General features: G+C 70.4%; 30 protein-coding genes. 9 read left to right on the forward strand and 21 right to left on the reverse strand.

Annotation, left to right across the window (positions count from 1 at the left end):
* Positions 1-13: 13 nt before the first annotated feature.
* The 5 genes from purL (at position 14) to GSE44_RS03540 (ending at position 4,953) form a co-directional block, all read left to right on the forward strand.
* Positions 14-2,263, forward strand: a complete 2,250-nt coding sequence (purL, locus tag GSE44_RS03520; RefSeq protein ID WP_159347588.1) for a phosphoribosylformylglycinamidine synthase subunit PurL — start codon at positions 14-16, stop codon at positions 2,261-2,263.
* Positions 2,264-2,365: 102 nt separating this feature from the next.
* Positions 2,366-2,944: a hypothetical protein gene (locus tag GSE44_RS03525; RefSeq protein WP_159347391.1), complete on the forward strand. Its 579-nt coding sequence runs from the start codon at positions 2,366-2,368 to the stop codon at positions 2,942-2,944.
* A gap of 134 nt (positions 2,945-3,078) precedes the next feature.
* Complete coding sequence (locus tag GSE44_RS03530; RefSeq protein WP_159347393.1) at positions 3,079-3,312, forward strand: BolA family protein; 234 nt, start codon at positions 3,079-3,081, stop codon at positions 3,310-3,312.
* Between the two features lie 14 nt (positions 3,313-3,326).
* Positions 3,327-3,668, forward strand: coding sequence for a Grx4 family monothiol glutaredoxin (gene grxD / locus GSE44_RS03535; protein ID WP_159347395.1), 342 nt, complete (start codon positions 3,327-3,329; stop codon positions 3,666-3,668).
* Between the two features lie 19 nt (positions 3,669-3,687).
* Positions 3,688-4,953, forward strand: coding sequence for an MFS transporter (locus GSE44_RS03540; protein ID WP_159347397.1), 1,266 nt, complete (start codon positions 3,688-3,690; stop codon positions 4,951-4,953).
* Between the two features lie 73 nt (positions 4,954-5,026).
* Here GSE44_RS03540 and GSE44_RS03545 read toward each other — a convergent pair whose 3' ends face one another.
* Positions 5,027-5,803: a hypothetical protein gene (locus GSE44_RS03545; RefSeq protein WP_159347399.1), complete on the reverse strand. Its 777-nt coding sequence runs from the start codon at positions 5,801-5,803 to the stop codon at positions 5,027-5,029.
* 82 nt (positions 5,804-5,885) lie between these two features.
* On the reverse strand, positions 5,886-6,503 hold the full coding sequence (gene rpsD, locus GSE44_RS03550; RefSeq protein WP_159347401.1) for a 30S ribosomal protein S4: 618 nt from the start codon (positions 6,501-6,503) through the stop codon (positions 5,886-5,888).
* Between the two features lie 217 nt (positions 6,504-6,720).
* Here rpsD and GSE44_RS03555 point away from each other — a divergent pair, with 217 nt between their 5' ends.
* Positions 6,721-6,975 (forward strand): hypothetical protein, encoded by a 255-nt coding sequence (locus GSE44_RS03555; protein WP_235924536.1) that lies wholly within the window; start codon positions 6,721-6,723, stop codon positions 6,973-6,975.
* Between the two features lie 9 nt (positions 6,976-6,984).
* On the opposite strand, the gene GSE44_RS03560 is transcribed toward GSE44_RS03555, so the two are convergent.
* Positions 6,985-7,857 carry a LysR family transcriptional regulator gene (locus GSE44_RS03560; RefSeq protein ID WP_235924537.1) on the reverse strand — a complete coding sequence of 291 codons (873 nt, stop codon included), beginning with the start codon at positions 7,855-7,857 and terminating at the stop codon, positions 6,985-6,987.
* A gap of 171 nt (positions 7,858-8,028) precedes the next feature.
* On the opposite strand from GSE44_RS03560, the gene GSE44_RS03565 reads away from it, so the two are divergent.
* The 3 genes from GSE44_RS03565 (at position 8,029) to GSE44_RS03575 (ending at position 10,321) form a co-directional block, all read left to right on the forward strand.
* A complete protein-coding gene (locus GSE44_RS03565; RefSeq protein WP_159347405.1) occupies positions 8,029-8,313 on the forward strand; it encodes a nickel-binding protein in 285 nt (94 codons plus the stop codon).
* 152 nt (positions 8,314-8,465) lie between these two features.
* Positions 8,466-9,680, forward strand: a complete 1,215-nt coding sequence (locus GSE44_RS03570) for a PQQ-dependent sugar dehydrogenase (RefSeq protein WP_159347407.1) — start codon at positions 8,466-8,468, stop codon at positions 9,678-9,680.
* Positions 9,681-9,727: 47 nt separating this feature from the next.
* Positions 9,728-10,321 (forward strand): c-type cytochrome, encoded by a 594-nt coding sequence (locus GSE44_RS03575; protein WP_159347409.1) that lies wholly within the window; start codon positions 9,728-9,730, stop codon positions 10,319-10,321.
* Between the two features lie 6 nt (positions 10,322-10,327).
* Here GSE44_RS03575 and pqqE read toward each other — a convergent pair whose 3' ends face one another.
* The 18 genes from pqqE to GSE44_RS03665 all read right to left on the reverse strand — a co-directional run bounded on the left by pqqE (position 10,328) and on the right by GSE44_RS03665 (position 25,474).
* Positions 10,328-11,434: a pyrroloquinoline quinone biosynthesis protein PqqE gene (gene pqqE / locus GSE44_RS03580; RefSeq protein ID WP_159347411.1), complete on the reverse strand. Its 1,107-nt coding sequence runs from the start codon at positions 11,432-11,434 to the stop codon at positions 10,328-10,330.
* The gene (pqqD, locus tag GSE44_RS03585; RefSeq protein WP_159347413.1) at positions 11,431-11,709 is read right to left on the reverse strand and encodes a pyrroloquinoline quinone biosynthesis peptide chaperone PqqD; all 279 of its coding nucleotides are present in this window, start codon (positions 11,707-11,709) and stop codon (positions 11,431-11,433) included. Before pqqD ends, pqqE begins: the two co-directional genes overlap by 4 nt.
* A complete protein-coding gene (pqqC, locus tag GSE44_RS03590) occupies positions 11,706-12,440 on the reverse strand; it encodes a pyrroloquinoline-quinone synthase PqqC (RefSeq protein ID WP_159347414.1) in 735 nt (244 codons plus the stop codon). Before pqqC ends, pqqD begins: the two co-directional genes overlap by 4 nt.
* Positions 12,437-13,384 (reverse strand): pyrroloquinoline quinone biosynthesis protein PqqB, encoded by a 948-nt coding sequence (gene pqqB / locus GSE44_RS03595; RefSeq protein WP_159347416.1) that lies wholly within the window; start codon positions 13,382-13,384, stop codon positions 12,437-12,439. The genes pqqC and pqqB overlap by 4 nt, the downstream gene beginning before the upstream one ends.
* 40 nt (positions 13,385-13,424) lie before the next feature.
* The gene (gene pqqA, locus GSE44_RS25250; RefSeq protein ID WP_201305925.1) at positions 13,425-13,502 is read right to left on the reverse strand and encodes a pyrroloquinoline quinone precursor peptide PqqA; all 78 of its coding nucleotides are present in this window, start codon (positions 13,500-13,502) and stop codon (positions 13,425-13,427) included.
* 67 nt (positions 13,503-13,569) lie between these two features.
* Positions 13,570-14,325, reverse strand: a complete 756-nt coding sequence (locus tag GSE44_RS03605) for a lysophospholipid acyltransferase family protein (RefSeq protein WP_159347420.1) — start codon at positions 14,323-14,325, stop codon at positions 13,570-13,572.
* 13 nt (positions 14,326-14,338) lie between these two features.
* Positions 14,339-15,322, reverse strand: coding sequence for a phosphatidate cytidylyltransferase (locus tag GSE44_RS03610; protein WP_159347422.1), 984 nt, complete (start codon positions 15,320-15,322; stop codon positions 14,339-14,341).
* On the reverse strand, positions 15,319-15,957 hold the full coding sequence (locus tag GSE44_RS03615; RefSeq protein ID WP_159347423.1) for a CDP-alcohol phosphatidyltransferase family protein: 639 nt from the start codon (positions 15,955-15,957) through the stop codon (positions 15,319-15,321). The genes GSE44_RS03610 and GSE44_RS03615 overlap by 4 nt, the downstream gene beginning before the upstream one ends.
* Positions 15,958-16,077: 120 nt before the next feature.
* The gene (locus GSE44_RS03620; RefSeq protein WP_159347425.1) at positions 16,078-17,082 is read right to left on the reverse strand and encodes a DUF305 domain-containing protein; all 1,005 of its coding nucleotides are present in this window, start codon (positions 17,080-17,082) and stop codon (positions 16,078-16,080) included.
* 153 nt (positions 17,083-17,235) lie between these two features.
* Positions 17,236-18,045: an RNA methyltransferase gene (locus GSE44_RS03625; RefSeq protein WP_159347427.1), complete on the reverse strand. Its 810-nt coding sequence runs from the start codon at positions 18,043-18,045 to the stop codon at positions 17,236-17,238.
* 104 nt (positions 18,046-18,149) lie between these two features.
* Complete coding sequence (locus GSE44_RS03630; RefSeq protein ID WP_159347429.1) at positions 18,150-18,449, reverse strand: DUF1488 family protein; 300 nt, start codon at positions 18,447-18,449, stop codon at positions 18,150-18,152.
* A 129-nt stretch (positions 18,450-18,578) separates the two neighbouring features.
* Positions 18,579-19,199 carry an exopolysaccharide biosynthesis protein gene (locus GSE44_RS03635; protein ID WP_159347431.1) on the reverse strand — a complete coding sequence of 207 codons (621 nt, stop codon included), beginning with the start codon at positions 19,197-19,199 and terminating at the stop codon, positions 18,579-18,581.
* Positions 19,200-19,257: 58 nt separating this feature from the next.
* A complete protein-coding gene (locus tag GSE44_RS03640) occupies positions 19,258-19,461 on the reverse strand; it encodes a hypothetical protein (protein ID WP_159347433.1) in 204 nt (67 codons plus the stop codon).
* Positions 19,462-19,583: 122 nt separating this feature from the next.
* The gene (gene cysS, locus GSE44_RS03645) at positions 19,584-21,023 is read right to left on the reverse strand and encodes a cysteine--tRNA ligase (RefSeq protein ID WP_159347435.1); all 1,440 of its coding nucleotides are present in this window, start codon (positions 21,021-21,023) and stop codon (positions 19,584-19,586) included.
* Positions 21,024-21,028: 5 nt separating this feature from the next.
* The gene (gene gltX, locus GSE44_RS03650) at positions 21,029-22,360 is read right to left on the reverse strand and encodes a glutamate--tRNA ligase (RefSeq protein ID WP_159347437.1); all 1,332 of its coding nucleotides are present in this window, start codon (positions 22,358-22,360) and stop codon (positions 21,029-21,031) included.
* Positions 22,357-22,755: a hypothetical protein gene (locus GSE44_RS03655; RefSeq protein WP_159347439.1), complete on the reverse strand. Its 399-nt coding sequence runs from the start codon at positions 22,753-22,755 to the stop codon at positions 22,357-22,359. The genes gltX and GSE44_RS03655 overlap by 4 nt, the downstream gene beginning before the upstream one ends.
* Positions 22,752-24,209, reverse strand: a complete 1,458-nt coding sequence (locus GSE44_RS26150; RefSeq protein ID WP_159347441.1) for a nitrilase-related carbon-nitrogen hydrolase — start codon at positions 24,207-24,209, stop codon at positions 22,752-22,754. Before GSE44_RS26150 ends, GSE44_RS03655 begins: the two co-directional genes overlap by 4 nt.
* A gap of 110 nt (positions 24,210-24,319) precedes the next feature.
* Positions 24,320-25,474 (reverse strand): beta/alpha barrel domain-containing protein, encoded by a 1,155-nt coding sequence (locus GSE44_RS03665; protein WP_159347442.1) that lies wholly within the window; start codon positions 25,472-25,474, stop codon positions 24,320-24,322.
* Positions 25,475-25,478 lie beyond the last annotated feature (4 nt).

Here is a 25,478-nt window from a genome sequence, read left to right on the forward strand (position 1 = left end):
TGACAAGGCGTCCATGTCGAACGCCGCCGCAGAAACCCCCGCTGCCCTGCTGGAAGAGCCCCGCGCCCGCCAGCTCGCCGCCGAATTCGGCCTGAAGGGCGACGAGTTCGATCGCGTCCTGGCCATCCTCGGCCGCGCCCCCTCCCTGACGGAGCTGGGCATCTTCTCGGTCATGTGGTCGGAACACTGCTCCTACAAATCCAGCCGCGTCTGGCTGAAGGAGCTGCCCACCAAGGCCCCCTGGGTCATCCACGGCCCCGGCGAGAATGCCGGCGTGATCGATATCGGCGATGGGCTGGCCGCCATCTTCAAGATGGAAAGCCACAACCACCCCTCCTTCATCGAGCCCTACCAGGGCGCCGCCACCGGCGTCGGCGGCATCCTGCGCGATGTCTTCACCATGGGCGCCCGCCCCATCGCCAACCTCAACGCGCTGCGCTTCGGCGATGTGAAGCACCCCCGCACGAAGCAGATCCTGGATGGCGTCGTCCGCGGCATCGGCGGCTACGGCAACTGCGTCGGCGTCCCCACGGTCGGCGGAGAGGTGAACTTCCACCCCGCCTACAACGGCAACCCGCTGGTCAACGCGATGACGGTCGGCATCGCCAGGAAGGACCGCATCTTCCTCTCCGCCGCCGCCGGCATCGGCAACCCCGTCGTCTATGTCGGCTCCAAGACAGGCCGGGACGGCATCCACGGCGCCACCATGGCCTCGGCGGAATTCTCCGAGGATGCGGAGGAAAAGCGCCCAACCGTCCAGATCGGCGATCCCTTTGCCGAGAAGCTCCTCATCGAAGCCTGCCTCGAACTGATGGAGACCGACGCCATCGTCGCCATCCAGGACATGGGCGCCGCCGGCCTCACCTCCTCCTCGGTCGAAATGGCTGGCAAGGGCGGCGTCGGCATCGAGCTGAACATGGATGCGGTGCCGCAGCGCGAAACCGGCATGACGGCCTATGAGATGATGCTGAGCGAGAGCCAGGAGCGCATGCTCATGGTCCTCAAGCCCGGCGAGGAACACGTCGCCGAAGCCATCTTCCACAAGTGGGAGCTGGACTTCGCCGTCATCGGCCACATCACCGACACCGGCCGCATCACCCTCCGCCACAACGGCATACTCGAAGCCGACATCCCCCTCGCCCCCCTGGAATCCGAGGCCCCGCTCTACCGCCGCCCCACGGTCGAGACCCCGAAGCAGCCCCTGCTGGACGCCGCTTCCATCTCCGACCCCGTCGGCATCACCGAGGCCCTGAAGACCCTCGTCGCCTCCCCCGACCTCTGCTCCCGCCGCTGGATCTGGGACCAGTATGACAGCACCGTCGGCGGCCAGACCGTCCGCCGCCCCGGCGCCGCCGACGCCGCCATCGTCAAGCTGGAAGACAGCCCCCGGGCCCTGGCGATGACCACTGACGTCACCCCCCGCTACTGCGCGGCCGACCCCGAGGCGGGCGGCGCCCAGGCCGTCGCCGAGACCTGGCGCAACATCACCGCGACCGGTGCGAAGCCCCTCGCCATCACCGACAACATGAATTTCGGCAATCCCGAGAAGCCCGAGGTCATGGGCCAGTTCGCCGCCTGCATCCGCGGCATGGCCGAGGCCTGCCGCGTCCTCGACTACCCCGTCGTCTCCGGCAACGTCTCCCTCTACAACGAGACGCGCGGCGGCGGCCCCGTCACCCAGTCCATTCTCCCCACCCCCGCCATCGGCGGCGTCGGCGTGATCGAGGACGCCACCAAGGCCACCGGCATCGCCCCGCAGCCCGGCCAGGAAATCGTCCTGATCGGCGAAACCGCCGGCCATCTCGGCCAGTCCCTCTGGCTGCGCGAGATCGCCGGCCGGGAGGAAGGCGCCCCCCCGCCCGTGGACCTCGCCGCCGAGCGCCGCCACGGCGACTTCGTCCGCGCCCGTATCCTCTCCGGCAGCATCACCGCCTGCCATGACTGCGCCGATGGTGGCCTCCTCGTGGCCCTCGCCGAAATGGCCCTCGCCGCCAATCTTGGCCTGAACATCGAGCCCGCCCCCGCCGGCATCCCCGCCCATGCCTTCTGGTACGGCGAGGACCAGGCCCGCTATCTCTGCGCCACCCCCGACGCCCCGGCCCTCCTGGCCGCCGCGAAGGAGGCCGGCATCCCCGCCCGCCGCATCGCCCGCGTCGCCGGCACCACCGGCACCCTCGCCCTCCACGGCCAGCCGCCCATCGCGCTGGACGAGCTGCGCGCGGCGCATGAGGCGACCCTTCCCACCCTGATGGCCGAGCCGTGACCCGGGCCGGGATCCCCTTCGCTTCATACGGGATCCCGACCACCCATTCACAACCGCCTCCGGAACGGGCAGAAACCTGCCTCGTTCTGAAGGTGCAAGATTATGGCTCTTTCGCGTGGAACCGCGGCCGCCATCGTCCAGGTCGTCACGCGGGATCCCGAATCCCGCAAGGTCATCGACAGCCCGCTGGAGTACATCGGCGGCACCGGCTGGGCGGGCGGTTTCCGCAACACCGGCATGATCCTGGGCAATGCCATGTCGATCTTCGGCGGCCATATCGCGGCGGGCCAGCTCGCCCGGGTGGGCGATTTCCAGGGCGCGGCGGCGGTCACCGAGGACACGCGCCGCACCTACGGCACGCTCGGCTCCATCGACCTGACGCCCGAGCAGGCCGCCCGGGTCTGCACCGGCATCGCGGCCGTCACTGCCAAGGCCATCACGGCCGCCGCCAAGGCTGCCCCCGGCACCAGCCTCTTCCTGGTCGCCGGCAGCGACAGCCAGGACCGCATGGGCACCACCATCGCCCATACCGCCACCCTGGTGCGCATGAAGGACGGCAGCCGCTACGTCTTCGACTGGCACGCCACCCTCACCGCCTCCAACCCGATGCTCCACGCCTCCACCAAGGCCTTCGACGAGAACGAGGGCGTTCTCTTCACTGTCTTCCAGGAATTCGCCTGAGCCGCGCCCCGCACGGCCTGCCTATGCGCCGGGGGACCCTTGGCGGCCATGAGGGAGTTCGCCATATCCTGAACCAACAGGCGGCGCGCGCGGGGCATCCTTCCCCCTGCACGCCACCAGAGAGGAACCCCCGCATGGCGATGCCCGCCGCCGAGATCGAGGCCCTGATCCGGGCCGCCCTCCCCGACGCCCACGTCACGATTGAGGACCTCGCCGGGGACGGCGACCATTATGCCGCGACCGTCGTCTCCGCCGCCTTCCGGGGCCTGCCGCGCGTGAAGCAGCACCAGATCGTCTATGCGGCCCTCCAGGGCCGCATGGGCGGCGAGCTCCACGCCCTCGCCCTGCAAACCTCCGCCCCCGAGTGACAGGAGCCCGCCCCATGACCGACAACCCCGTTTTCCAGCAGATCCAGTCCGAGATCGACGCCAGCCCCGTGACCCTCTTCATGAAGGGCACGCCGGTCTTCCCCCAGTGCGGCTTCTCCGCCCGCGTGGTGCAGATCCTCTCCCATATGGGCGTCCCCTTCCGGGGCGTGAACGTGCTGGAGAACATGGAGATCCGCGAAGGGATCAAGGCCTTCTCCAACTGGCCGACCATCCCCCAGCTCTATGTGAAGGGCGAGTTCGTCGGCGGCTGCGACATCGTCACCGAGATGTTCCAGTCCGGCGAGCTGGCCACCCTCCTCACCGAGAACGGCGTCCACCACACCCAGGCGGCCTGACGCCGGGACAGCGGGCCGCGTGAGCCCCAAGGACTTCCCGGACGATCCCCCGCCCGGGGAGTCCCTGCCGAGCCTGGCCAGCGCCTCCTGGAAGGTCGCGCTGGCCGTCACCCTGCTGATGCAGACGGTGGCGGCCTTCCTTAATCAGTGCGTCCCGGTCCTGGCGCCCCTCCTGACCGGCAGCGCCGGCCTGCCGCCCGAGGCCGCCGGCCATCTCTCCGCCCTGTCCACCCTCGGCACCCTCGCCTTCCTCACCATCGGCAATCCCCTCCTGGCCCGTTTCGGCCCGGTGCGGACCCTGCAATGCGGCGCCCTGGCCGCCGCCGCCGGTCTCGCCATGGCGGCGTCGGGCGGGATGGCCGCACTGGCGCTGGCAGCCTTCCTGGTCGGCATCGGCTACGGCCCCACCCCGCCCGCCGGCAGCCGCATCTTGGCGGCCACGGCGCCGCCGCGGCACCGCTCACTCATCTTTTCCGTCAAGCAGGCCGGCGCTCCCCTCGGGGGCGTGCTGGCGGGGCTGCTGATCGCGCCCGTGGCGGTCGCGCTGGGTTGGCCGGCGGCGATTGCCCTCGCGGTCGGAATCGCGGCGGCGGCGGCCGCGGCAATCCAGCCCAGCCGCGCCATGCTGGACGTGGAGCGGGAGCCGGCGCGGGCGATCCATCCGCGGGCGCTGCTGGGGCGGGGTAATCTGGTCGGCCCCTTCGCGGCACTGCGGCTGCATCCGCTGCTGCCGCCGCTGACCTGGCTCGCCTGCTCCCTCGCCACGGTGCAGGGCTGCTTCTTCGCCTTCGCGGTGACCTGGCTGACCGAGACCCGGGGGCTCAGCCTCGTGCAGGCGGGTGCGGTCTTCGCGGCGATGCAGGCGGGCGGGGTGTTGGCGCGGATCGTGCTCGGCTGGATGGCGGACCGCACCGGCAACGGGGCGATGAACCTGATCGGCCAGGGGTTGGGCGGCGCGGCGGCGGTAACGCTCTTCGTGCTGCTGCCGCCGCTGGGCTTCGGATGGACGCTGTTGCTCGGGCTGTTGGCGGGATCGCTGGTGGCGAGCTGGAACGGGATCTACCAGGCAGAGGTGGCGCGGCTCTCGCCGCCCGGGCGGATCGCCGAGGCGACCTCGGGCTCCACCACCCTGTGCTTCCTCGGCTACCTCATTCCGCCGGCGATTTTCGCGGGGCTGGTGACGGCCACGGGCAGCTGGCTGCTGCCGCAGCTTCTTGCGGCCGGGCAGCTGGTGGTGGTGGCCTTGGCGGTGCTGCCGAAGCTGCGGCGCGGCGGGAGTTCCTAGCCCGCCTGGGCCCGGGCGGAATGGAAGATGGCCCGCACCTCCGCGTCGTCGAAGACGATCCTGGCTCCGGTGGTCATGCAGCGCTGGGGGCGGCGCGGCGACGTTGCCAGGCGACGGCGATGACCAGGGCCAGCATGACGGCGGCGGTCAGGGCGGCGGGGATGTTCACCTGGTTCACGCCAAGATTGGCCGCGACGACGCCGATAAGGGCCCAGGCCAGGGCGGCGGCGAACCAGGCGGCGTCGCGGTTCAGTAGCCAGATGATGGCGGCCGCCGCGCCGCCAGCGGCCAAGAGAATCACCACGGCGAAGAGCGTGGCGGCGAGGCCGTGCTCGGGCAGGATGTTCGCGTAGCGGGCGGCGCTGGAGAGGTTCACGAAGCTCGCGGCGGTGAGCCAGCCGGCCAGGAGCCCGGTGAGCGGGGTGACGATCCAGCGGGGACCGACGCCGGCCTCGGGCGTGTTGCGGGCCATGAAGAGGGCCGCCAGGGCGCAGGCGAGGCTGACGAGAATGATGGCGAAGAGGCCGAAGCCAACAGAGCCGGTGATCTGGGAGGTGACCTGCCAGATGGTGTTGGCGGCGAAGGCGCCGGCCAGCGGCCAGCCGGTGCGGCGGGCCAGGGCGCTCTCCCGATTGGCGGGGAGGAACTGCCAGATGCCATAGGCGGCGGCCAGGACGAAGATCAGGCTCCAGATGGAGAAAGCATAGCCGGCGGGCACCACCGGGGTGCGGGAGGCGGCGGAGACGGCGCTCATGGAGGTGCCGATGCCGAGCGCCGGCAGGAAGGCGGTGGCGATCTGCACCCAGGGCAGGATAAGGCAGAGAAGGCGGCGGAACTGGTCCTGCGGCATGTCGGCACAAATCCCCGGAAACAGGAACGGCCGGAGGGTATTCCCTCCGGCCGTCCGGGCAACGCCGCAGATGGGCGCCAGGTTACCGCGAGTAGAACTCGACCACGAGGTTCGGTTCCATCTGCACCGGGTAGGGCACGTCCGACAGCTTCGGGGCGCGCACGAAGCTGCCCTTCATCTGGCGGTGGTCCACCTGGATGTATTCCGGCACGTCACGCTCGCCGGACTGGGCGGCGTCGAGCACGGCGGTCAGGCCCTTCGACTTCTCCTTCACCTCGATCACGTCGTTATCGCGCACGAGGTAGGAGGGGATGTTCACGCGCTTGCCGTTCACGGTGACATGGCCGTGGTTGACGAACTGGCGGGCGGCGAAGGGGGTGACCGCGAACTTCATGCGGTAGATGACCGCATCCAGGCGACGCTCGAGCAGTTCGATCAGGTTCTCGGAGGTGTCGCCCTTACGGCGCACGGCCTCGTCATAGTACTTGCGGAACTGCTTCTCGCCGATGTTGCCGTAGTAGCCCTTGAGCTTCTGCTTGGCCATCAGCTGGATGCCGAAGTCGGTGGGCTTGTTCTTGCGGCGCTGGCCGTGCTGGCCGGGGCCATATTCGCGCTTGGCGATCGGGGACTTGGCGCGGCCCCAGAGGTTCACGCCGAGGCGGCGATTGATCTTGTACTTGCTTTCCGCGCGCTTGGTCATGCGACGGGGTCCTTCATCATGCAGCCCGGGTTTGCGCCCCCACATTCGTGGTGTGGCTGGAACCCGTGTGTTGTCCCGGTAGGCCCCCGGCCGGATGGCTGGAGGCGGGCGCGCGCCTGGAGAGAGCCTGGGGCCCCTCAGCACGTCCACGTTCCCGGGAAGAGCCGGGCCGATAGGCGATGGAGCCAAGAATGTCAAATCCTGGCGGGAAGCTCGCTTGTCAAAGGCTCCGGGGGCCCGTAACCGGCGCGGCATGGGACTTCGGCAAGACATTCTCATCCTTGGGCTGACCGCCGGGGTAGTGGGGAGCCTGGTGGGCGGGCTGATGCTCGGCATCGGGATGGGCATGGTGACGCAAAACGTCCATGCGGGATGGATCCTGGTGCTGCCGGCGGCGCCGGTGGCCGGGCTGATCGGGAAATGGCTGGCAAAGCGGCTGCTGAAGCGACTGGACGCCGAGGGGCGCCTTTAGCGGCGGCCTTCAGCCGAGCCAGCGGTGGCGGCGGGCGGCCTGGATGAAGGCCGCCACGGCCGGGGAATGCGGCCGGCCCGGCATGGTGGCCAGGGCGATCGTCCGCTCCACCGCCGGGTCGGACAGGGCGCGCTGGATCGTGCCGGGATGGGTGATCGAATGCTCGGGCATGAAGGCGAAGCCGAGATCGGCGGCGACCATCGCCTGCACCCAATCCTCACGCTCCGAGCGGTAGCGGGCATAGAGCTCCACCCCGAGGTCGCCGCAGGCCGCGACCACGCGCTCGCGCATCTCGCAGGCCAGGCGGTCCACATAGGGCTGGCGTGACAGGTCGCGCAGCGTGAGGGCGGCGCGTTCCCTCAGCGGGTGGCCGGGGGGCAGCAGCACGACATAGCGTTCCGTGTAGAGCGGCTCGATCCGGCAGGCTTCGGCGGGGACATCCAGCGGGTTGAGGATGGCGGCATCGCTCTCGTCGGCCTCAAGCGCCGCGGTGAGCTCAACGGGGCGGCCCTCGCGGATCGCCACCTCGATGCCGGGATGGGCGCGCTCGAAATCCGAGAGGAAGCGCGCAAGCCGCACCGGGCCGAGAGTGGGCATGACGCCGACGCGCACGGGGGACTGGCGGAGGAGGCGGAGGCTTTCGGCCGCGCTGCGCGCCGCATCGGCGCGCTCCAGCATTTCCGTGAGCAGCGGCTCCATGCGCCGTCCGAGTTCGGTCAGGCGGAGCCTGTTGTGTTCGCGGTGAAAGAGCGGCCCGCCGAGATCCGCCTCCAGCTTCTTGAGCGCCGCCGTCAGGGCCGGCTGGGAGACGTGGCACTGTTCCGCAGCCCGCGTGAAGCTCAGGCTTCGCGCCGCGGCGATGAAATAGCGGACTTGGTGCATTTCCATGGCGCCCAAGCTTGGGGATCGTGCCAAGGCTGCGTCAACAGAATGGTTCCGGAACGGCACCGGACGGCCACAGGCGCCGTCTATGGGCGCATAGGCAGAAGCTGTTTTCCGGCGGGCGGCGACGGGGCCAGCATGATGCGGTCCGGAGAGAAGGAGGTTGCCCCGATGACGGTCTATGCGGTGGATCGGATGCTGCCCGGCATCACGATGGAAGCCCTTGCGGGTGCGCAGGCGGCGGCAATTGGCGAGGCGGAGCGGAGCAGCGCGGAGGGGACGCCCGTGCGCTACCTGCGTTCGGTCTTCATGCCCGGGGATGCGCGCTGCCTCTGCCTGTTCGAGGCGGAGAGCGCGGATGCGGTGCGGCGGGTGAACGACCGCGCCGCCTTGCCCTACTCCGCAATTTCTGAGGCGATGGACCTGCCGAACCCATCCGCGGCGCGGGCTGGCTGACGCGTTCCCTGCGGCGCGTCGGCACGGTGCGGGCTGTTCCAATCGTTATCCGCCGTGCCGCCGGCGCAGGCCGGCGGGCCGTTGTCTTACCGCGAGCTCATGGCCTAGCCTCCCACGGAAACGGCGCACAAGCGCCGCTGAGGAGGAAGTCAATGGCGTCCGCAATCCTGTCGCGCTCGACCCTAGCGGGCGCGCTCAGCCTCGCTTTCTGCCTGCCCGCCTTGGCGCAGCAGCCTGCCTCCCCGCCCTCCTGGGCGCAGGGCCGTTCGGCGGACCAGGCGACCAGTCCCCTCGCCCCGCATGCGCCGCGGCTGACGGCGACACCCGTCGATCGCATTCCTGTCGATGCCATCCGGGTGCCGCAGGGCTTCAAGGCGGAGCTCTGGGCCTCCGGCATGCCGGGCGCGCGCATGATGGCGCGCGGCGACGATGGGACGGTCTATGTCGGCACGCGCACGATCGGGCGCGTCTATGCGGTGAAGGAGGAGGGCGGCACGCGCACCCCGCGGGTGCTGGCGCAGCGGCTGGACCAGCCGAACGGCGTGGCGGTGCGCGACGGCTCGCTCTACGTCATCGCGATCAGCAAGGTGCTGCGCTACGACAATATCGCGCAGAACCCGAATGCCGAGCCGGTGGAGCTGACCGCGGCCTTCAACCTGCCGACCGAGGCGCATCACGGCTGGAAGTTCGCGGCCTTCGGTCCGGACGGCAAGCTGTACATGAATATCGGCGTGCCCTGTAACGTCTGCACCTTCGACGAGAACCGGCATGCGCTGATCGTGCGCTACAACCCGGACGGCTCGGGCCGCGAGGTGGTCGGGCATGGGGTGCGCAACTCGGTGGGCTTCGACTGGCGGCCGGGGACGAACGTGCTCTATGCCAGCAACAATGCGCGCGACTGGGCGGGCAACGACACGCCGGAGGACACGCTGCACCGGCTGACGCGGGCTGGCGAGCACCATGGCTTCCCCTATTGCTCCGGCGCGGCGTGGCAGGATCCGGGGCATACGGGGCGGAAGTGCTCGGAGTTCCCGGCGCCGGTCGCGCTGCTCGGGCCCCACACGGCCCCGCTGGGGATGCGCTTCTACACCGGCACGATGTTCCCCGAGGCCTATCGCGGCCGAGCCTTTGTTGCGCGCCACGGGTCCTGGAACCGCGATGCGAAGAGCGGCTTCGACGTGGTGACGGTGGCGCTGAACGAGGATGGCTCGCAGGGTACGGTGGAACCCTTCCTGACCGGGCTGCTCGACAGCGGCGACAACAGCTTCAAGGGGCGGCCGACCGATGTGCTGATGCTGCCGGATGGTTCGATGCTGGTCTCCGACGAGCATAACGGCGCGATCTACCGCATCTCCTACCAGCGGTGAGGGGTCTGCATTCTTCGATGCTGAAGTCTGTAATGTTGAAGTCTGTAATGTTGAAGTCTGTTCTGGGGGGGCTGGCGCTGGTTGCGCTGGCCTCTTCCTTTTCCACGGCGCGCGCGCAGGACGCGGCGCGGGGCGCGGCGCTGGCGGCGGAGCGCAATTGCGGGGCCTGCCACGGTGAGCGCGGCGTTTCGGCGATGCAGGACATCCCATCGCTTGCGGGACAGCAGCGGGAGTTCATCGCATTGCAATTGGTGCTGTTCCGCGAAGGGCTGCGCGACGTGCCGCCGATGCTGGCGGCGGCGGAGGGGCTGACCGACGAGCAGGTGGAGGATCTGGGGGCGTATTTCGCCTCCCTGCCCCATTCGCCGCCGGAGGACCGGGCGCGGCGGAATGTGGGCGCCTATAACAACGGCGCGGCGCTGGCGAACCGGCTGCGTTGCGGCGTGTGCCACCTGCCGACGCTGGTTGGACAGAACCAGGTGCCGCATATCGCGGGGCAGCGGGAGGACTTCCTAGCTTCGACGCTGCGGGCCTATCGCGACGACCAGCGGCGCGGGTCTGACACGCAGATGAATGGCGTGGTGCAGGGGCTGAGCAACGCGCAGATCGCGGCGATCGCGCATTACGTGTCGCAGCGCTAGGGAAGCTCAGGCCTCCGCGATGGAGGGGCGCTTCATTTCCCGGTAGATGAAATCCGTGCCGGCGACCGCCGCTTCCTGGACCGCCAGGTCCAGGAGGTGGTGATGCGGGGAGAGGGCGCAGGCGGGGTCGGTGCTGGCGGCGTCTCCGGTGAGGGCGAAGGCCTGGCAGCGGCAGCCGCCCCAATCCTGTTCGCGGCGGTCGCAGCCGCGGCAGGGTTCGGGCATCCACCCCGTGCCGCGGAAGCGCTGGAAGGCTTCCGAATGGTTCCAGATCTCGGCGAGGGATGCGTTGCGGACATCCGGGAAGTCGAAGCCGGGGAGGCTTCCGGCGGCGTGGCAGGGCAGCGCGCGGCCGGCCGGGGAGACGGCGATGAAGGAGCGGCCCCAGCCGCCCATGCAGGCCTTGGGGCGCTTCGCATGGTAGTCGGGGACGACATAGTCGATGACAAGGCGGCCCTGGTGTGCGGCGCGGGCGGCGGTGACGGTTTGGGTGGCGGCGTCGAGCTGCACGCGGCTGGGAAGCAGGGCGTCGCGGTTACGCAGGGCCCAGCCGTAATATTGCACATGCGCGATTTCGAGGCGCGCGGCGCCGAGGGTGAGCGCGAGCTCGATGAGATCCGGCAGGCGGTCGAGATTTTGGCGATGGACGACGGCGTTCAGCGTCAGCGGCAGGCCGGCGGCATGGACGTGCTCGGCGAAGCGGAGCTTGCGGGCGTGGCCGCCTCGCATGCCGCCGATGCGGTCGGCGGAGGTTTCTTCGGCGTCCTGGACGGAGAGCTGGACGTGGTCGAGACCGGCTTTCGTTAGGGTTGAGAGGCGTTCGGCATCGAGCAGCACGCCGGAGGTGATGAGATTGCTGTAGAGGCCGGCTGCGGCGGCGTGGGCGACGATTTCGGGCAGGTCGCGGCGGGCGGCGGGTTCGCCGCCCGAGAGATGGAGTTGCAGGACGCCCAGCGCCGCTGCTTCGCGGAAGACGCGGCCCCAGGTGGCGGCATCCAGTTCCGCGGAGGCGCGGGAGAGCTCGGTGGGGTTCGAGCAATAGGGGCAGCGCAGGGGGCAGCGATGCGTCAGCTCCGCCAACAGGCCGAGGGGTGGCGGAGGCGCTGCGGTCATGACGTGACGACGCCCTTGGTGGCGAGGTCGCGCAGCAGGGCGAGGACATCGGTGGCGATCGCGTCGCGCGGGGCATCGAAGCGGCCGGCGAGGTCGTCCACGATGACATCGACGCTGCGGGTGCCGTCGAGAAGACGGAGGATTTCGAGCGCGATCTCGTCCGGAACGAAGAGGCGCTCGGGGCCGACCACGACCCAGCGCGCGCGCGCCTGGTCCTCGCGCAGCCGCATGCCGCGGGCGAAGCGCGGGATGGTGGTGGGCTCGATCGCGGTCATGGGATGCCCGGGACGAAGGCGCCGGGGGGCGGCAGGCCGGGGGAGACATAGGCGTGGTGCAGCGCGTCGAGCTGCGCCCAGAGCAGGTCGCATTTGAAGCGGAGGGCGTTGAGGACGAGTTCCTGCTCATCCCGCGTGCGGGCTTCGCGCGTGACGTAGTCGAGGGCGAAGGCGACGTCCTGCGGAGCCTGGGTCAGGCGCGGGGTGAAATAGGCGAGCGTGCCCTCATCCACGAAGTCATAGGCGCGGAGCATGCCGCTGACACGTTCGGAGATGATGGCGGGGGAGAACATCTCGGTCAGGGAGGAGGCGACGGCTTCCAGCACCGTACGCTCGCGGACGAAATGGACATAGGCGTCCACGGCGAAGCGTGTTGCGGGCAGGAGGCCTTGGAGGGAGGTGACGTAGTCGTCTTCCAGGCCGAGGCCGCTGGTGAGGCGGAGCCAGCGCTCGACGCCGCCGGGCTTGCTGCCGTCCCCGTCATGGTCCTCGAGGCGGCGGCGCCATTCGCGGCGGAGCGCGGTGGTGGGAAGGCGGGCGAGGAGCGTCGCGTCCTTCGCGGGGATGCTGGCCTGGTAGTAGTAGCGGTTGAGCGCCCAGGCCTGGACCTGGCCCTTGTTGAGCTTCCCGCCATGCAGCAGCCGGTGGAAGGGGTGGAGGTTGTGGTAGCGCTCGGCGCCGATGGCGCGGAGGCGGGCCTCAAGCTCATCGGGCGGCAAGAGGGCAGTCACGCGCAGGCTTCCTCCAGGGTGAGTTCCATCCCGTCCTCGGCGACCTCCCAGCCGGCGGCATTGGCGGCGGCGCGCTCGGGGCTGTCGGAGAGCAGCACGGGGTTGGTGTTGTTGATGTGGATGAGGATGCGGCGGCGGATGCCGAGATCCTTGAAGGCGGCGATGGCGCCCTCCGGGCCGTCGATGCTCATATGGCCCATGCGGGCGCCGGTCTTGGGGCCGGCGCCCATACGGAGCATCTCGTCGTCCCGCCAGAGGGTGCCGTCGAAGAGGACCAGCTCGGCGCCGCGCAGGCGAGTACGCAGGGCCGGGGTCATGGCGGCGCAGCCGGGGATGAAATGGGCGGCGGGGCCGGTGCCGGCGCGGAGGGCGAGGCCGATGGTCTCGCCATCCTCGGCGCGGCCGGGGTCATCGCCGGCTTCCATGTAGAGCGGGACCTTGCCGGGAACAGGATAGGCCTCGACGGTCAGGCCGAGGTCGCTGCCTTCCGCGTCCTGGACCCGGAATGGGGTGCCCATGGGCATGAGGCGGCGCGGGACGATCTCGGGGTTGAGGGCGCGGAAGATGGGGTTCGCATCCAGCACCGCAAGCGAGGGTTCCGTACCGTAAAGGGCAAAGGGGTGGCGCTCGCGGAGGGAGAGGAGGCCGGCCACGGTGTCCACTTCCGCCCCGGTCAGGATCGTGGCGGCGATGGGGGAGTGGCGGATCTGTCGCGGCGCGGGGCGCGGGTGCAGGGCCGGGGTGGCAGCGATCTGGGCGGTGAGCTCGGGCGCGGCATTGAGCAGCACCCAGCGTTCGCCATCGGCGCTGGCGGCCAGGGAGCATTGGGTTCTAGGGCGGGCGGCGGGGTCTCCGGCGCGCGCGCGGAGGCAACCGGGGCCGGCGGAGTTCCATTGCGGGAAGCCGCCGCCAGCCGCGGAGCCGAGCACGATCAGTCGAAGCATCGTGGTCTCGTCCCCCGGCACGGGCCGGGGGAGCCGGGATTCAGACCTCGGCGCAGGCGTAGCTGTTGATTTCCATCGCGACGGAGACTTCCACGATCTTCGGGGTCTTCCAGGCCATGCTCATTCCTCCGGTTGGGGTCGCCCAGCGGCGCCAAGGGACATTCCGGCGCATCGGGGCGGTTGCGTCAATTGGAAGATGGTTCGGGCGGGCCGGGTTGCATCCCCCTGGGGGCGAGGCGGCGGACGGCTGCCTCGGCGGCGGTGGAGACGGCTTCCCAACCGGTGCGGTCGTTCCTCGCATCCGGGAAGCGCAGGGCCGGGCCGATGGTGAGGTGGAGGGGGCGCCCGGGGCGCGGTGTGCGGGATTCGGCGGGCCAGGCGGCGCGGGCCCCTTCAAGCCAGCAGGGCACCACGGGGATCTGCGTGCCTGCGACGAGCATGCCGAGTCCCGGCTGGAAGGGGGCCATGGCGCCGGTGCGGCTGCGGGTGCCTTCGGGGAAGAGGATGTAGACCAGGCTATCCTCGGCGAGGCGGGTGCGCATGGTGTCGAGATCGCCGCGGCGGCTGCGGCCGCGCCAGACCGGCAGGGCGTTGATGGCATAAGCGGCCATCGCTGAGCGGGCGGCGCTGCCGAAGAAGAGTTCGCCGGCGGCCATGGCATGGGCGCGGCGGGCGGCCTCGCCGCGCAGCGCGGCGGAAAGGGCCAGGGCGTCCAGGTGGCTGGCGTGGTTGGCGATGAGGACGAAGGGCGGGCCGGCGGGGAGGTTCTCGCGCCCCTCCACGCGGAAGCGGTGCGCGGTGGCAAGATAGGCGCGTACGCTGCGGCGCCAGGTGGCGTTCAGGGCAAGGCTGACAAGGCCGGATTCGCGGCCGAGGCTGCGCAGGCGGTCCAGTGGCCTGAGGCCGAGGTCGCGGGCGGGGCGGAGCTTCCATTCCTCCATGGTCCCCCTCCCCTCAGCCAGTGATCAGGCGGGTTGGCTGGGTGAGGCCGAAGCCGAGGAAGTACTGGACGAGGTGGAAGATGGCGGGGGCCACCAGCAGGAGGGAGTTGAAGCGGTCCAGCACACCGCCATGGCCGGGCAGGACGGTGCCCATGTCCTTGATGCCGAGGTCGCGCTTGATGGAGGAGAGCAGCAGGTCTCCCGCCTGCCCCGCCACGCTGACCAGGGCGCCCATGGCGATGAGCCAGACAGGGTTGGCCAGCGGGGTGCCGCGGAAGATGGCGACGCCGACCAGGGCGACGAGGGTTGTGGTGACCACCACGGCACCGAGGGCGCCGGAGATGGTCTTGTTCGGGCTGGTGGCGGGCAGCAGCTTCGGGCCGCCGATGAGCTTGCCGCAGGTGAAGGCGGCCACGTCGTTCAGCGCGACGGCGGTGAGCAGCAGGAGGACGAGCGGGCGGTAGCCGGGGTCGTTCGCCATGTAGCCGAGATGGGCGAGGCCGGCGCCGAAGAGCATGAAGGCGAGGATGGCCAGCGCCGTGCGCTGGATGTAGCCGGCGGGGCGGTCCAGCGGGATTGTGGCGACGGCCAGCAGGCAGGCCATGAGCGGCCAGAGGGCGACGAAGAAGCCGTACCAGTGGTCCAGCGCCGCGAAGTTCACGGCGAGGATGCCGAGGACGATCACCAGGCTCAGCAGGCGCTCGCGGAACAACCCGGTGGCGCGGGCATATTCGCGGTAGCAGAGCAGGGCCAGGATGGTGACAGCGCCAATGGTCCAGGGGCGGCCGAGCAGGACCGGGCCGAGCATCAGCGGCAGCAGCACGCACCAGGAGGCCCAGCGGAGCCAGAGCTCCCGGCGGAACTCGGGCTTGGCGCGGCCGGATTTCGACAGCCAGAGGATCGCGAGGCCGGAGACGGTCAGAACGGCGATGGTGGCCAGGATGATGCCGGTGGTGACCGGATGGGCAAAGGCGCCGCCGGGCGGATGCGGGATCATGAGCGGGCCCGGAGCGCACGGGCGGCGCCATGGAGTCGGCGGAGGGCGGTCAGCGTCGCAAGGACGGTGATGACGATGAGGGCCCACAAGGTAAGATTGCCCTGCCAGCCCAGCGGGGTGAGCGCGCACCAGAGGGCGATGAGCGTGACCAGGGCCATGCGCTGCTGCTTGGCCATGGGACCGCGGAAGTCGCTGGGAGCGCCGGCGGACTTGCCCAGGGCGCGGATATAGGCGGTGGCCATGGCGGCCAGGGCGGCGGCGAGCCCCCAGGCAGGGCTGCCGGCGGAGATGCCGAGGCCGAGCAGGGCGGCCGTGTCGGAGACGCGATCGGGAACCTCGTTCCAGAGCTCGCCGACCGGCGAGGTGACGCCGCGGCCGACGGCGACCATGCCATCCATCATGTTCGCCAGGAGGCGAAGCTGGATCAGGAGGGCGCCGAGAATCCAGAGGGCGCGGGCGGCGCCCGGGACCCAGGCGGTTGCTGCGATGGCGAGCCCGGCCAGGAGCCCCGCCACCATGCCGGCCGCGGAGATGCCGTTGGCGGAAGCGCGGTGGCGGATGAGCCAGCCGGCCAGGGTGGCGGAGACGCCGAGGTTCCGGGCGGCGATGGGGCGGCGGTCGCCGCCCTCGCGCATGTCGGGTGCCTGCCCGGGCCCGGGTGGTCTCGGAATCGCCATGGGGCGATGGTGGCATGGGAGCGGAACAACAGGCCAATCGAGAGGATGGCCCAGCGGCTGGGGCGCCGGGCCAGTCGCTCAATGACCGTGATGGGCGTGGCCGTGATGGTCGTGACCGCCCGGGGGCTGGGTGGTGCGCGCCGTGGGCGGCGCCGCGCCATGGCCGGCGTGGCTGCCCTCGCCGCGCTGCGCGCGGGGCGACTGGCGGGCTGCCCTGCCCGGCTCGGTGGATGAGGCGGTGCCGTGGCCGGCATGGGGGGTTGGCGCTGCGCCGTGTCCGGCATGGGGGCTCTTCGGAGAGGCGGGCCCGCCATGGGCGCCATGCGACATGCCCTCCATCCCGTGGATCATGGAGGCAGGCACCGGCACTGCATCGGCGTCGCCCGGATAGGCGGTGATGGCACGGCGCATGAGCGCGATTTCCTGCGCCTGGTCCGTGATGATGTCGACGTTCAGCAGGCCAAGGAAGGTGTTCCGGCCGTCAGGGTTCGCCTGGTAAGCGCGGGCCATCTCGAGCGCGCCCTGATGATGGGTCGTCATGGCCTTGGCGAATTGCACGTCGCGCATGGTGACGAGGCGGTCGGTTGTCTGCACCGGCGTCAGCGGACCGGGGATGGGCGCCCGGAAGATCCGGTAGCGCTGGGCCAGCCCTTCCGTGCCGGCGGGCTGGATCGCGAAGCGTGCGAAGCCGAGATTCACCATGCGCGGCGGCTGGTCGAGCTTGCGCGCGACTTCCTCGAGCAGGGCGATCTCGTAACGCTGGTTCTGAATGATGGCCTGGGCCAACTCCCGCAGGAGTGGACTGCTCGACTGCGGATCGGCCAGGTATTCCTCGGACATGGACAACGCGCCGGCATGGTGCGGGCGCATGCCGGACAGGTAGTCGCGGTCAGCCTTCAGGCTCTGCTCGAGAGCATCGGCGGGCAGGAGGCTGTAGCTGTGCGAAAGCACGGGGGAGCGGCCTGGCTCGTAGCCCTCGCTCACCATTGCGCTCGCCGGGGAGGCACCCAGCAGGACGGCGGCGATGGCGGCCGCCGGGAGGACGCGGCACCTATTGGCTGGATGGGTTCTTCTGGGGGGCATTCGGGTCCGTCCGGTCTGTGTCCGGCGGCCATGCCGCCTGCATCCGTGCGGGGGGCGGGTGGTCGCGCGGGTTCAGTTCCGCCTGCTGGCGGCGTGCGGTGCGGAAGGTGGTGCTTCCCTCTATGGGAAGGTCAAGGGTGGGGAAGAGGCGTCTCAGCCGTCGATCTTCGGGTCCACGGCGGCCGGGCCGCCGCGGGCAACGCGGCCGCGGGAGAGTTCCGTCACCACGCCGTGGAGGGTGCGGAGTTCCTGCTCAGTAACCTCGCCGCGCTCGAAAAGGTGGCGGAGGTTGCGGACCATGCCGGGGCGCTTGGGCAGGTTGTCAAGAAAGCCGCAGGCGTCCAGCTCGCGGGTGAGGCGGGTGAGGAAGCCCTCCAGCTCGCCCTTGGTGGCGACGCGGGTCTCGTTGGTCATGAGAGCACGCGGGGGCGTGGGCTCCTCCGTTGTCCACCATTCATAGGCGAGGATCATCACGGCCTGTGCGAGGTTCAGGCTCATATGGACGGGGTTGAGCGGGTAGCGGACCAGCGTGTCGGCGCGGGCCATGTCCTCATTGTCGAGGCCCGCGCGCTCGGGGCCGAAGAGGATTGCGGCGCGGAGGCCGCCGCTGTTGATCTGGCGCAGGTCCTCGGCCGCGGCGCGGGCGGTGCGGACCGGGACGATGACGTGGCGTGGGCGCGGGCAGGTGGCAAAGACGCGGTGGCAGTCGGCCACGGCGTCATCCACCGTGTCGTGGATGGTGGCGGCGTCCAGGATGCGGTCGGCGCCCGAGGCGGCGCGCCAGGCGATGGCCTGGGGCCAGCCATCGCGCGGGGCGACGATGCGCAGGTGGAAAAGGCCGCCATTGGCCATGGCACGGGCCACGGTGCCGATGTTCTGCGCCATCTGGGGCCGGACGAGGACCACGATGGGACTCTCGCCGGGCGGGGGTTCCAGGGCGGCGCCGCCCTCTCTGCCAGTCATGGGCGGGGGATGCCGCGTGGCGCAGCGCGGGGCAAGGGGAAAGACCGCCCCCATGTTGTCCTGACGCCGGTCTGCGACAGGCCGCGGCTTTCGCCCGGCCGGGATCAGCGCTGGAGGGAGGCCTGGCTGGCTTCGGCGGGCGGCTCGGGGTCCTCGTCGAGATCGGCGGACCAGACATGGATCAGCGCGTCGGAGCCGTCCGGGCGCTCATGAAACTTGGCGATGGCGACCTTCTCGATGCGGTCCCGCAGGCGGACGAACTCCGCCATGATGTCGCGCGGCAGGTTGGAATACCGGCCGCAGGCATCCTGGATGGCCGCCTTGGACACGGAGCAGGCGAGCATTGCGCCGCGTTCCTCGACCTCGAAGAGGATGCGGTCGTGGCGCCATCGGGGCGTTGTCATCTGCGATGCTCCGCCTTGCGCCGCCGGGCCGTGCGCATCGGAATCCTGTGCCGGATGGTCGTTTTCCATGCACCACCCTACGCCGCGCGCGCGCTCCGTGGGCGCACGTTTTCGTGCATGAAGGGAAGTTCAGCGCCCCAGCCAGAGGGTGGTCTCCACCGTGCCCCAGACCACGGCCGCGATGGCCACGACAAGCGCGAGGGAGGCGGCAAGCGCGACGGAGAGCAGGGCACCGTCCTCCTCCAGATAGGCGATGGCGATCAGCATGATGACGAGGCCGGGCGGGATGTTGCTCAGTGGGATGGGGATCAGGAGGCAGACGCCAAGGACCAGGATGGAGAGGCCCACGACGCGCTTCGTGGTCTGGAATGGCGTCGGCCAGCGCGGTCGGATGAAACGTTCCAGCACGCGGAGCACCGGAATGGCGCGGCGGATCAGGGCGGCGAAGCGCGACATGGCGATGCGGCGTTCGGCGATGCGCCGGGGGAAGACGGGTACCGGGCGGCCAAGCACCATCTGGAAGGCGGGGATGGCCAGGAGGAGGCCGGCGACGACGGAAATGCCCGGGAAGATGGCGGCCGTGCCGAGCAGCAGCATAAGGAAGCCGAAGGAGCGCTCCCGCAGATGGGAGAGCACCCAGCCCATGGTCACGCCCTCGGGTGGGGCGTCCTTCAACAGGCGCTCCAACACAGCGGAGGTGGTCTCATGCGAGACGACCCCGCTTTCGGAGGCTGGAAAGCTCCTGACCATCAATGGAATGTAGCAGCACGAGTTCGGCGACACGCAAGCGGCGTCGCCCGCCGGAGAGTCAGGTGCCGTGTTCGTCTGCGGGAACCAGGGCGATGTCCAGCGCCTCGATTTCGGGAAAGGCCTTCAGCTCGCCGCTGTCCACCATGGCGTGCAGGCGGCCAAGGAGATCGGCCGCGGCATTGGCGACGCGATCATATTCGCGGCGCGCTTCATCGCGCTCCTTCGACAGGCGCTCGAACTCGTCCGGCTGATGCGTGATCACCTTGCAATCGTCCCCATGCCGTGTCGCGCCGGTCGCGCGGCGCCGCTACGATTACCACGCCTGCACAAACCATAGGCGAAGCGGGGCGGCGGCGGCAACGCGCCGTTGCCGCCGGGTCCCAGTCAGGCGCGGCGCCAGGTGGTGGTGCCCTTGCCGTCCTCCAGCACGATGCCCTTGGCGGCGAGATCGGCGCGGATCCGGTCGGCCTCCGCCCAGTCCCTGGCGGCGCGGGCATCGAGGCGGGCCTGGATGGCGGCCTCGATCTCCGCATCCTCCCCTGCCCCATCCGCGGCGCCGCCCTGGCGCCAGGCGACGGGATCGGAGGGGAGGAGGCCGATGGCCTCGGCGGCTTGGCGGAGGGCGGCGCCGGCCTGGCCGGGCTTAGGCTTCCAGTCGCGGTTGGCGCGGGAGAGCACGGCGGTCATGGAGCCGCCGACCTGCATCACATTCTCCAGCGCGCGCAGGTCGCGCAGGCGGGCGATGGTGAGCGGGGTGTTGAGGTCGTCTGCGAGGGGTTCGAGGGCCCAGGCGACCATGTCGGCGACAGTGGCGTCGTCCTCGTCCGGCCTGGGCAGGTCGCGCACAAGGAGAGCGTAGTGGTCGTCGAGTTCCGCGCGCGCCTCGTCCAGCCGCTCAGCGGTGTAGTCGAGGGCGGAGCGGTAATGGGTCTTCAGGAGCAGCAGGCGGAAGGCCTCGCCGGCCCAGGGTCCGCGCGAGAGGATGTCGCGCAGGGTGAGGAAGTTGCCGAGGGACTTCGACATCTTCTCGCCGTCCACGAGCAACATGCCGTTGTGCATCCAGAGATGCGCGAAGCGGCTGCCGGGGAAGGCGCAGCAGGATTGCGCGACCTCGTTCTCATGGTGCGGGAAGATCAGGTCGTGGCCGCCGCCATGGATGTCGAATTCCTCGCCCAGATTCTTCCAGGCCATGGCGGAGCACTCGATGTGCCAGCCAGGGCGGCCACGGCCCCAGGGTGAATCCCAGCCGGGGGTGTCGGCGTCGCTGGGCTTCCAGAGGACGAAGTCGCCCGGGTCGCGCTTGTAGGGCGCGACGTCGACGCGGGCGCCGGCGAGCAGCTCGTCCGGGCTGCGGCCGGAGAGATGGCCGTAATCGGAATAAGAGGCGACGCTGAAGAGGACATGGCCTTCGGCAACATAGGCGTTGCCATTAGCGATCAGGCGCTCGATCAGCGTGTGCATCTCGGGGATGCTGGCGGTGGCGCGGGGCTCCACATCGGGGGGCTCGCAGTTCAGCGCGGCCATGTCGGTGTGGAAGTCGGCGATGGTGCGGGCGGTGATGGCGGAGATGGGCTCGCCGCTCTCCCGGGCGCGCGCGTTGATCTTGTCGTCCACATCCGTGATGTTGCGGACATAGGTGACCTTGTCGAACTCGCGACGCAGCAGGCGCGCGAGCACGTCGAAGACGACGACGGGGCGCGCATTGCCGAGATGCGCGAGGTCATAGACCGTCGGACCGCAGACATAGAGGCGGATGTGGTTTGGGTCGATCGGCTCGAAGGGAACCTTCTGCCGGCGGGCGCTGTCGTGGAAGTGGAGTTGCATTTCAATCAGCCGAGCGAGCGTTGCAGCCGCGTGGCCGCGCGGGCGCGGCCGATCAGCGGCAGGAAGGTCTTGAGGTCGGGGCCGTGCTCCTCGCCGGTGAGGGCGCGGCGGAGCGGGAGGAACAGGGCCTTGCCCTTGCGGCCGGTGGCCTGGCCGATGGCGGCGGTCCAGCCAGGCCAGGTGGTGGCATCCCAGCCTTCGGGCGGCAGGGATTCGAGGGCGGCCTTCAGCAAATCGGCCTCCTCCGGCTGCTCGGGGACGGTGATGTCGCCGCGCGCGACCTCGTACCAGTCGCGGGCTTCGGCCAGCAGATCGAGATTGCCGCGGATGGCGAGCCAGAATTCCTCGTCGGCGCCTTCGGGGAGGCGGTCCTTCACCTGCTCGAAGCCGAGCGCGTGCAGGTGCTTGCGGTTCAGCGCGAGGAGCTGCTTCGTGTCGAAGCGCGCAGGGGAATGGGAGACCCGGGTGATGTCCCAATCGGCCGCGAGCTCGCGCGGGGAGGCGGCGACCGGATCGCGGGACGTGCCCAGCGCCGCGAGGTAGCCGGTGAGTGCGGCGGGCTCGATGCCGTCACGCCGGAACTGGCGGAGGGAGACGCTGCCGAGGCGCTTGGAGAGGGCGCCGCCTTCCGCATCGGTCAGCAGCGGCATGTGCGCGAAATAGATGCGGTTGGGACGGCCGGAGAGACCTTCCAGGATGTCGATCTGGATGCCGGTGTTGGTGACGTGGTCCTCGCCGCGGATGACGTGGGTGATGCCTGTCTCAAGGTCATCCACGACGCTGGTGAAGGTATAGAGGAAGCTGCCATCGGCGCGGACCAGCACGGGGTCCGAGAGGCTGGGGAGCTTCACGCTGCGTTCGCCCAGCACGCCGTCGCGCCAGGTGACGGTGCGCGTGTTGAGCTTGAAGCGCCAGTGCGGGGACTTGCCGTTCTCGATGGCGCGGGCGAGCTGCTCGGCCGTCATCTTGAGGGCGCCGCGGTCGTAGATGGGCGCGCGGCCCTGCTTGCGGCGCTGCTCGCGCTTGAAGGCCAGCTCCTCCTCGGTTTCGAGGCAGGGGTAGAGGAGGCCCTTCTTCTTCAGGATCTCTGCGGCAGCTTCGTAGCGGGAGAGGCGCTCGGTCTGGCGGAAGCTCTCATCCCAGTCGAGGCGGAGCCAGCGCAGGTCCTCTTCGATGCCCTGGGCGAATTCGGGCTTGGAGCGCGCGACATCGGTGTCGTCCAGGCGGAGGACGAAGGTGCCGCCGCGCTTGCGCGCCTCAAGCCAGTTGGCGAGCGCGATGCGGGCATTGCCGACATGCAGCCAGCCCGTCGGGCTGGGGGCGAAACGGACCTTCATTCGCCCTGCTCTCCGCCTGCGTCGTCTTCGCCGTCGTCGTCGGCCATCTTCTTGCGTGGGTCCAGGGAGCGCCAGTCGCGCTCCGCCTTGCCGCGGGCGGGCTTGGAAGCGAAGGCCCGGATCTCGGCGGCGGAGGTCCAGTGGTCGCCGGACGGGTCGAGCGCCTCGGCATCCTCGCCGAAGGCGAACCAGGCAGCGAGGACGGCATCGGCATCCATGCCGGGGGTGCGGCAGCGCTCGATGCTATCGCGGACATAGCGACGGGCAAAGGTGGCGGCGTCGGCGGGGGTGGAGAAGCCGCGGATCTCCTCCACGGGCTCGTCGCCATTGCCGCCGGAGAGGTCCTTGATGCGGACGAAAGGGCCGCTGGCGGTGGGGTGCGGGGAGTTGGTCATGGCGCCTGGGGTCCGTCGGGGTTGGGGGAGCGCCGGCCGTGCCGGGGGGCACGCAAGCCGAGCTTCACGCCGGGCGGGGCCTGGCGCCGCTTGTAATCCGCGTGGGCAAGGCTTTGCCAGAGGCGGTGCGGGGGGGCGGCGTCATGCAACGTCGCGGCGGGGCTGTCCACGGGGGGCGGGTCCGGCAGGAGATCGGGGAGCGGAACGCCAGGGGTCTCGGGGCCGAGCAGGCCGGCGGGGCGGTTGGCGTTGCGCCAAGCAGCCAGGGCACGGTGCTGGGCGGGCGGGAGGTGCTTCAGCGGGGCGAAGGCGCCGGGGGCGGCGCTGGAGCCGATGACGATGGGCAAGGCGCCGGTGGCCTCGGCCAGGGCGTCGATCGCAGCCCGGTAAAGGTGACGGGGGAGGTCCGGGACCGGCTGCGGCAAGGCAGCGGCCAGGGCCTGGGTCGCGGGGGTGAGGTCGAGGAAGGTGGCGGAGAGGTTCAGGCGGCGGGCCAGGGCGGGTCCTTCCACTTCCCCTCCGGTCATCAGGGCGCGGATCGGATCGGCGCCGAAGGCGTCCGCGGCCAGGAGGGCGGAAAGAGCGGATTCGGGCGAGCCGTCGAGCGGGAGGAGGATGGTCCTGGCTTCCTCGCGCGCGGCGTGGTCGCGCAGGGCCAGGAGCAGAGCGCGCCAAAGACGCTCGGGCGGGTCCATCGGTGGCGTGGATGGTTGGGGGGTGCAACGCCACTGGCCGGCTTCGCGGCGCCATTCGGTGAGGGTCAGGGCTTCGGCGAAGGGCGGGAGGCGGAGAGCGGGGGTGCGGTCGGCGTTGACGATGAGGGCGGCACCGTCATGAGCCTGCTCATCCTCGGCGCCGAGGCGGTTGAGGAGGATCAGGGGAAGGTCGTTCTCCACCACCCGCGCCAGGGCGACCTGGAGGCGGATTTCGTCGACCTCGGCTTCGGTGGGCAGGGAATCCAGGGCGATCAGGATTTCGGCGCCGGTTTCGGCCAGGGTTTCGGGGGTGGCGGGGTGGCGCCAGTCGCGGCCGGGCATGAGGCCGAGACGGGTGCCACGGAAGGCGACGGGGCCGGGGGCCGGGCCGGGATCATAGCCGGGGCGCGGATCGTGGGCGGCGCGGCGGGCGCGGATGGCGCCGGCTTCCAGCAGGGCGAGCGAGTCGTGCAGGCGCGGGCCGTCCTGCCAGGGGGCGCCGAGGATGAGGGCGGGGCCGCCCAGAGCGGTTTCGGCGGCGAGGGTGGCGAGGGCGGCTTCGCAGGCGGCGGCAAAAGCTGGATTCGCGGCAAGTTCGGCCGGGACGGCGCCGGAAAGGGCGTGTTCCGGGGTGAGGAGGAGGTCCGCGCCCAGGGCGGCGGCCTGCGCGCGAAGATTGCGGAGCCTGGCCGCATTGAGGTCGATGGCCGCCATGCGCGGGTTGATTTGCGCGATGGCGATGCGGAGGGTTTCAGGCATGGAGCGGAGCCTAGCCGCTCGGCCTGCAGGATCGAACATGTCCCCAGCAGCCAGGGATCATCCGGGCGGAGATCATGCGGCGCTTCGTCGCGGCGCCGGGCGGCGGTGGCTCAGCCGCTCCGGCCATCCGCATTGCGCAGGAGGAATTCGCGGCCGACCTTTACGCGCGGCACGCCGTCATAGGCGACAATGTCAGCCGTGGCGTAGGTCTCGCTCCAGCTGTCGGGGATGAAGCTGCCGGTGCCGATGACGTCGATGGGCGCGCGGGCCTCGGCCATGACGCGGCACTTGTCGACCGAGAAGCCGGAGGAGGCGATGATGCGGACCTTGCGGAAGCCGGCCTCGTCCAGCGCGTCCCGCATCCGCCAGATGGCAGCGGCGGAGACGCCGGTGCCGACCAGGTGGCGCAGCTCGGCATCGCTGCGGTAGCGGCGGATGGCGCCGGGGGCGTGGCGCTCGATCATCGCGTAGGAGGTGGCGGGGTCGAGGCCCTCGAGGAAGCGGCCACCATGGGTGTCGAGGCGGACGGCCATGCGGCCGGCGGCGGCGAATTCCGGGAAGCGGCGGCAGACGGCGAGACCGTCCGTCACCTCCCGGCCGAAATAATCCACGAGGACGGTGAGGTTCTCGTCCGGATAGGTCTCGTGGAACATCTCGGCGGCGCGGACGGTGCTGCCGGCATAGCCGATCAGGGCGTGCGGCATGGTGCCGGCGCCGCGCGCCGCGCCGAAGTAATGGGCGGTGGCGTCATTGGCATTGCCGACGAAGCCGCGCGCACCCTCGGCCTTGGCCGCGTTGCTGCCGACGGCGGCGGCATAGGCCATGATCTCCTGCATCTCCGCCCCGGCGCAGTGGCGCGCCTCCATCGCGAGGAAGGCGATGTGGGGGAGTTCCAGGCACATCTGGTAGGCGTTGTGCGCGGTGACGCAGGCGGCGCCGAGCTTCTGCAGGAGCAACGTCTCGAGGTCGGACAGATGCGCGAAGGAGCCGGTGAGATAGAGGATGGGATCGCCCGCGCCGACCCAGGTGCCTTCCTTGTGCATCAGCTCCACCGACACATCCGCGCCGCGCTGGAGCGAGACGGCGTGAAGCCAGTCCAGCATCAGCTTGGGCGCGGAGACGACGGGGCGCCGCAGGAAGATGGCATAGGTGACGCGGGCATCGCCGAAGCGCTGCACGATCGCCTTGGTGCGCCGGAAGTAGACATCGGTTCGCGCGGAGATGTCCGCTTCGAGCGGGCTGACGGGCGGCGGCAGCGTGTCCATGGTC

It is taken from the genome of Muricoccus harenae (genome assembly GCF_009848505.1).
In the GTDB taxonomy this organism is placed as follows: Bacteria; Pseudomonadota; Alphaproteobacteria; order Acetobacterales; family Acetobacteraceae; genus Roseomonas; species Roseomonas harenae.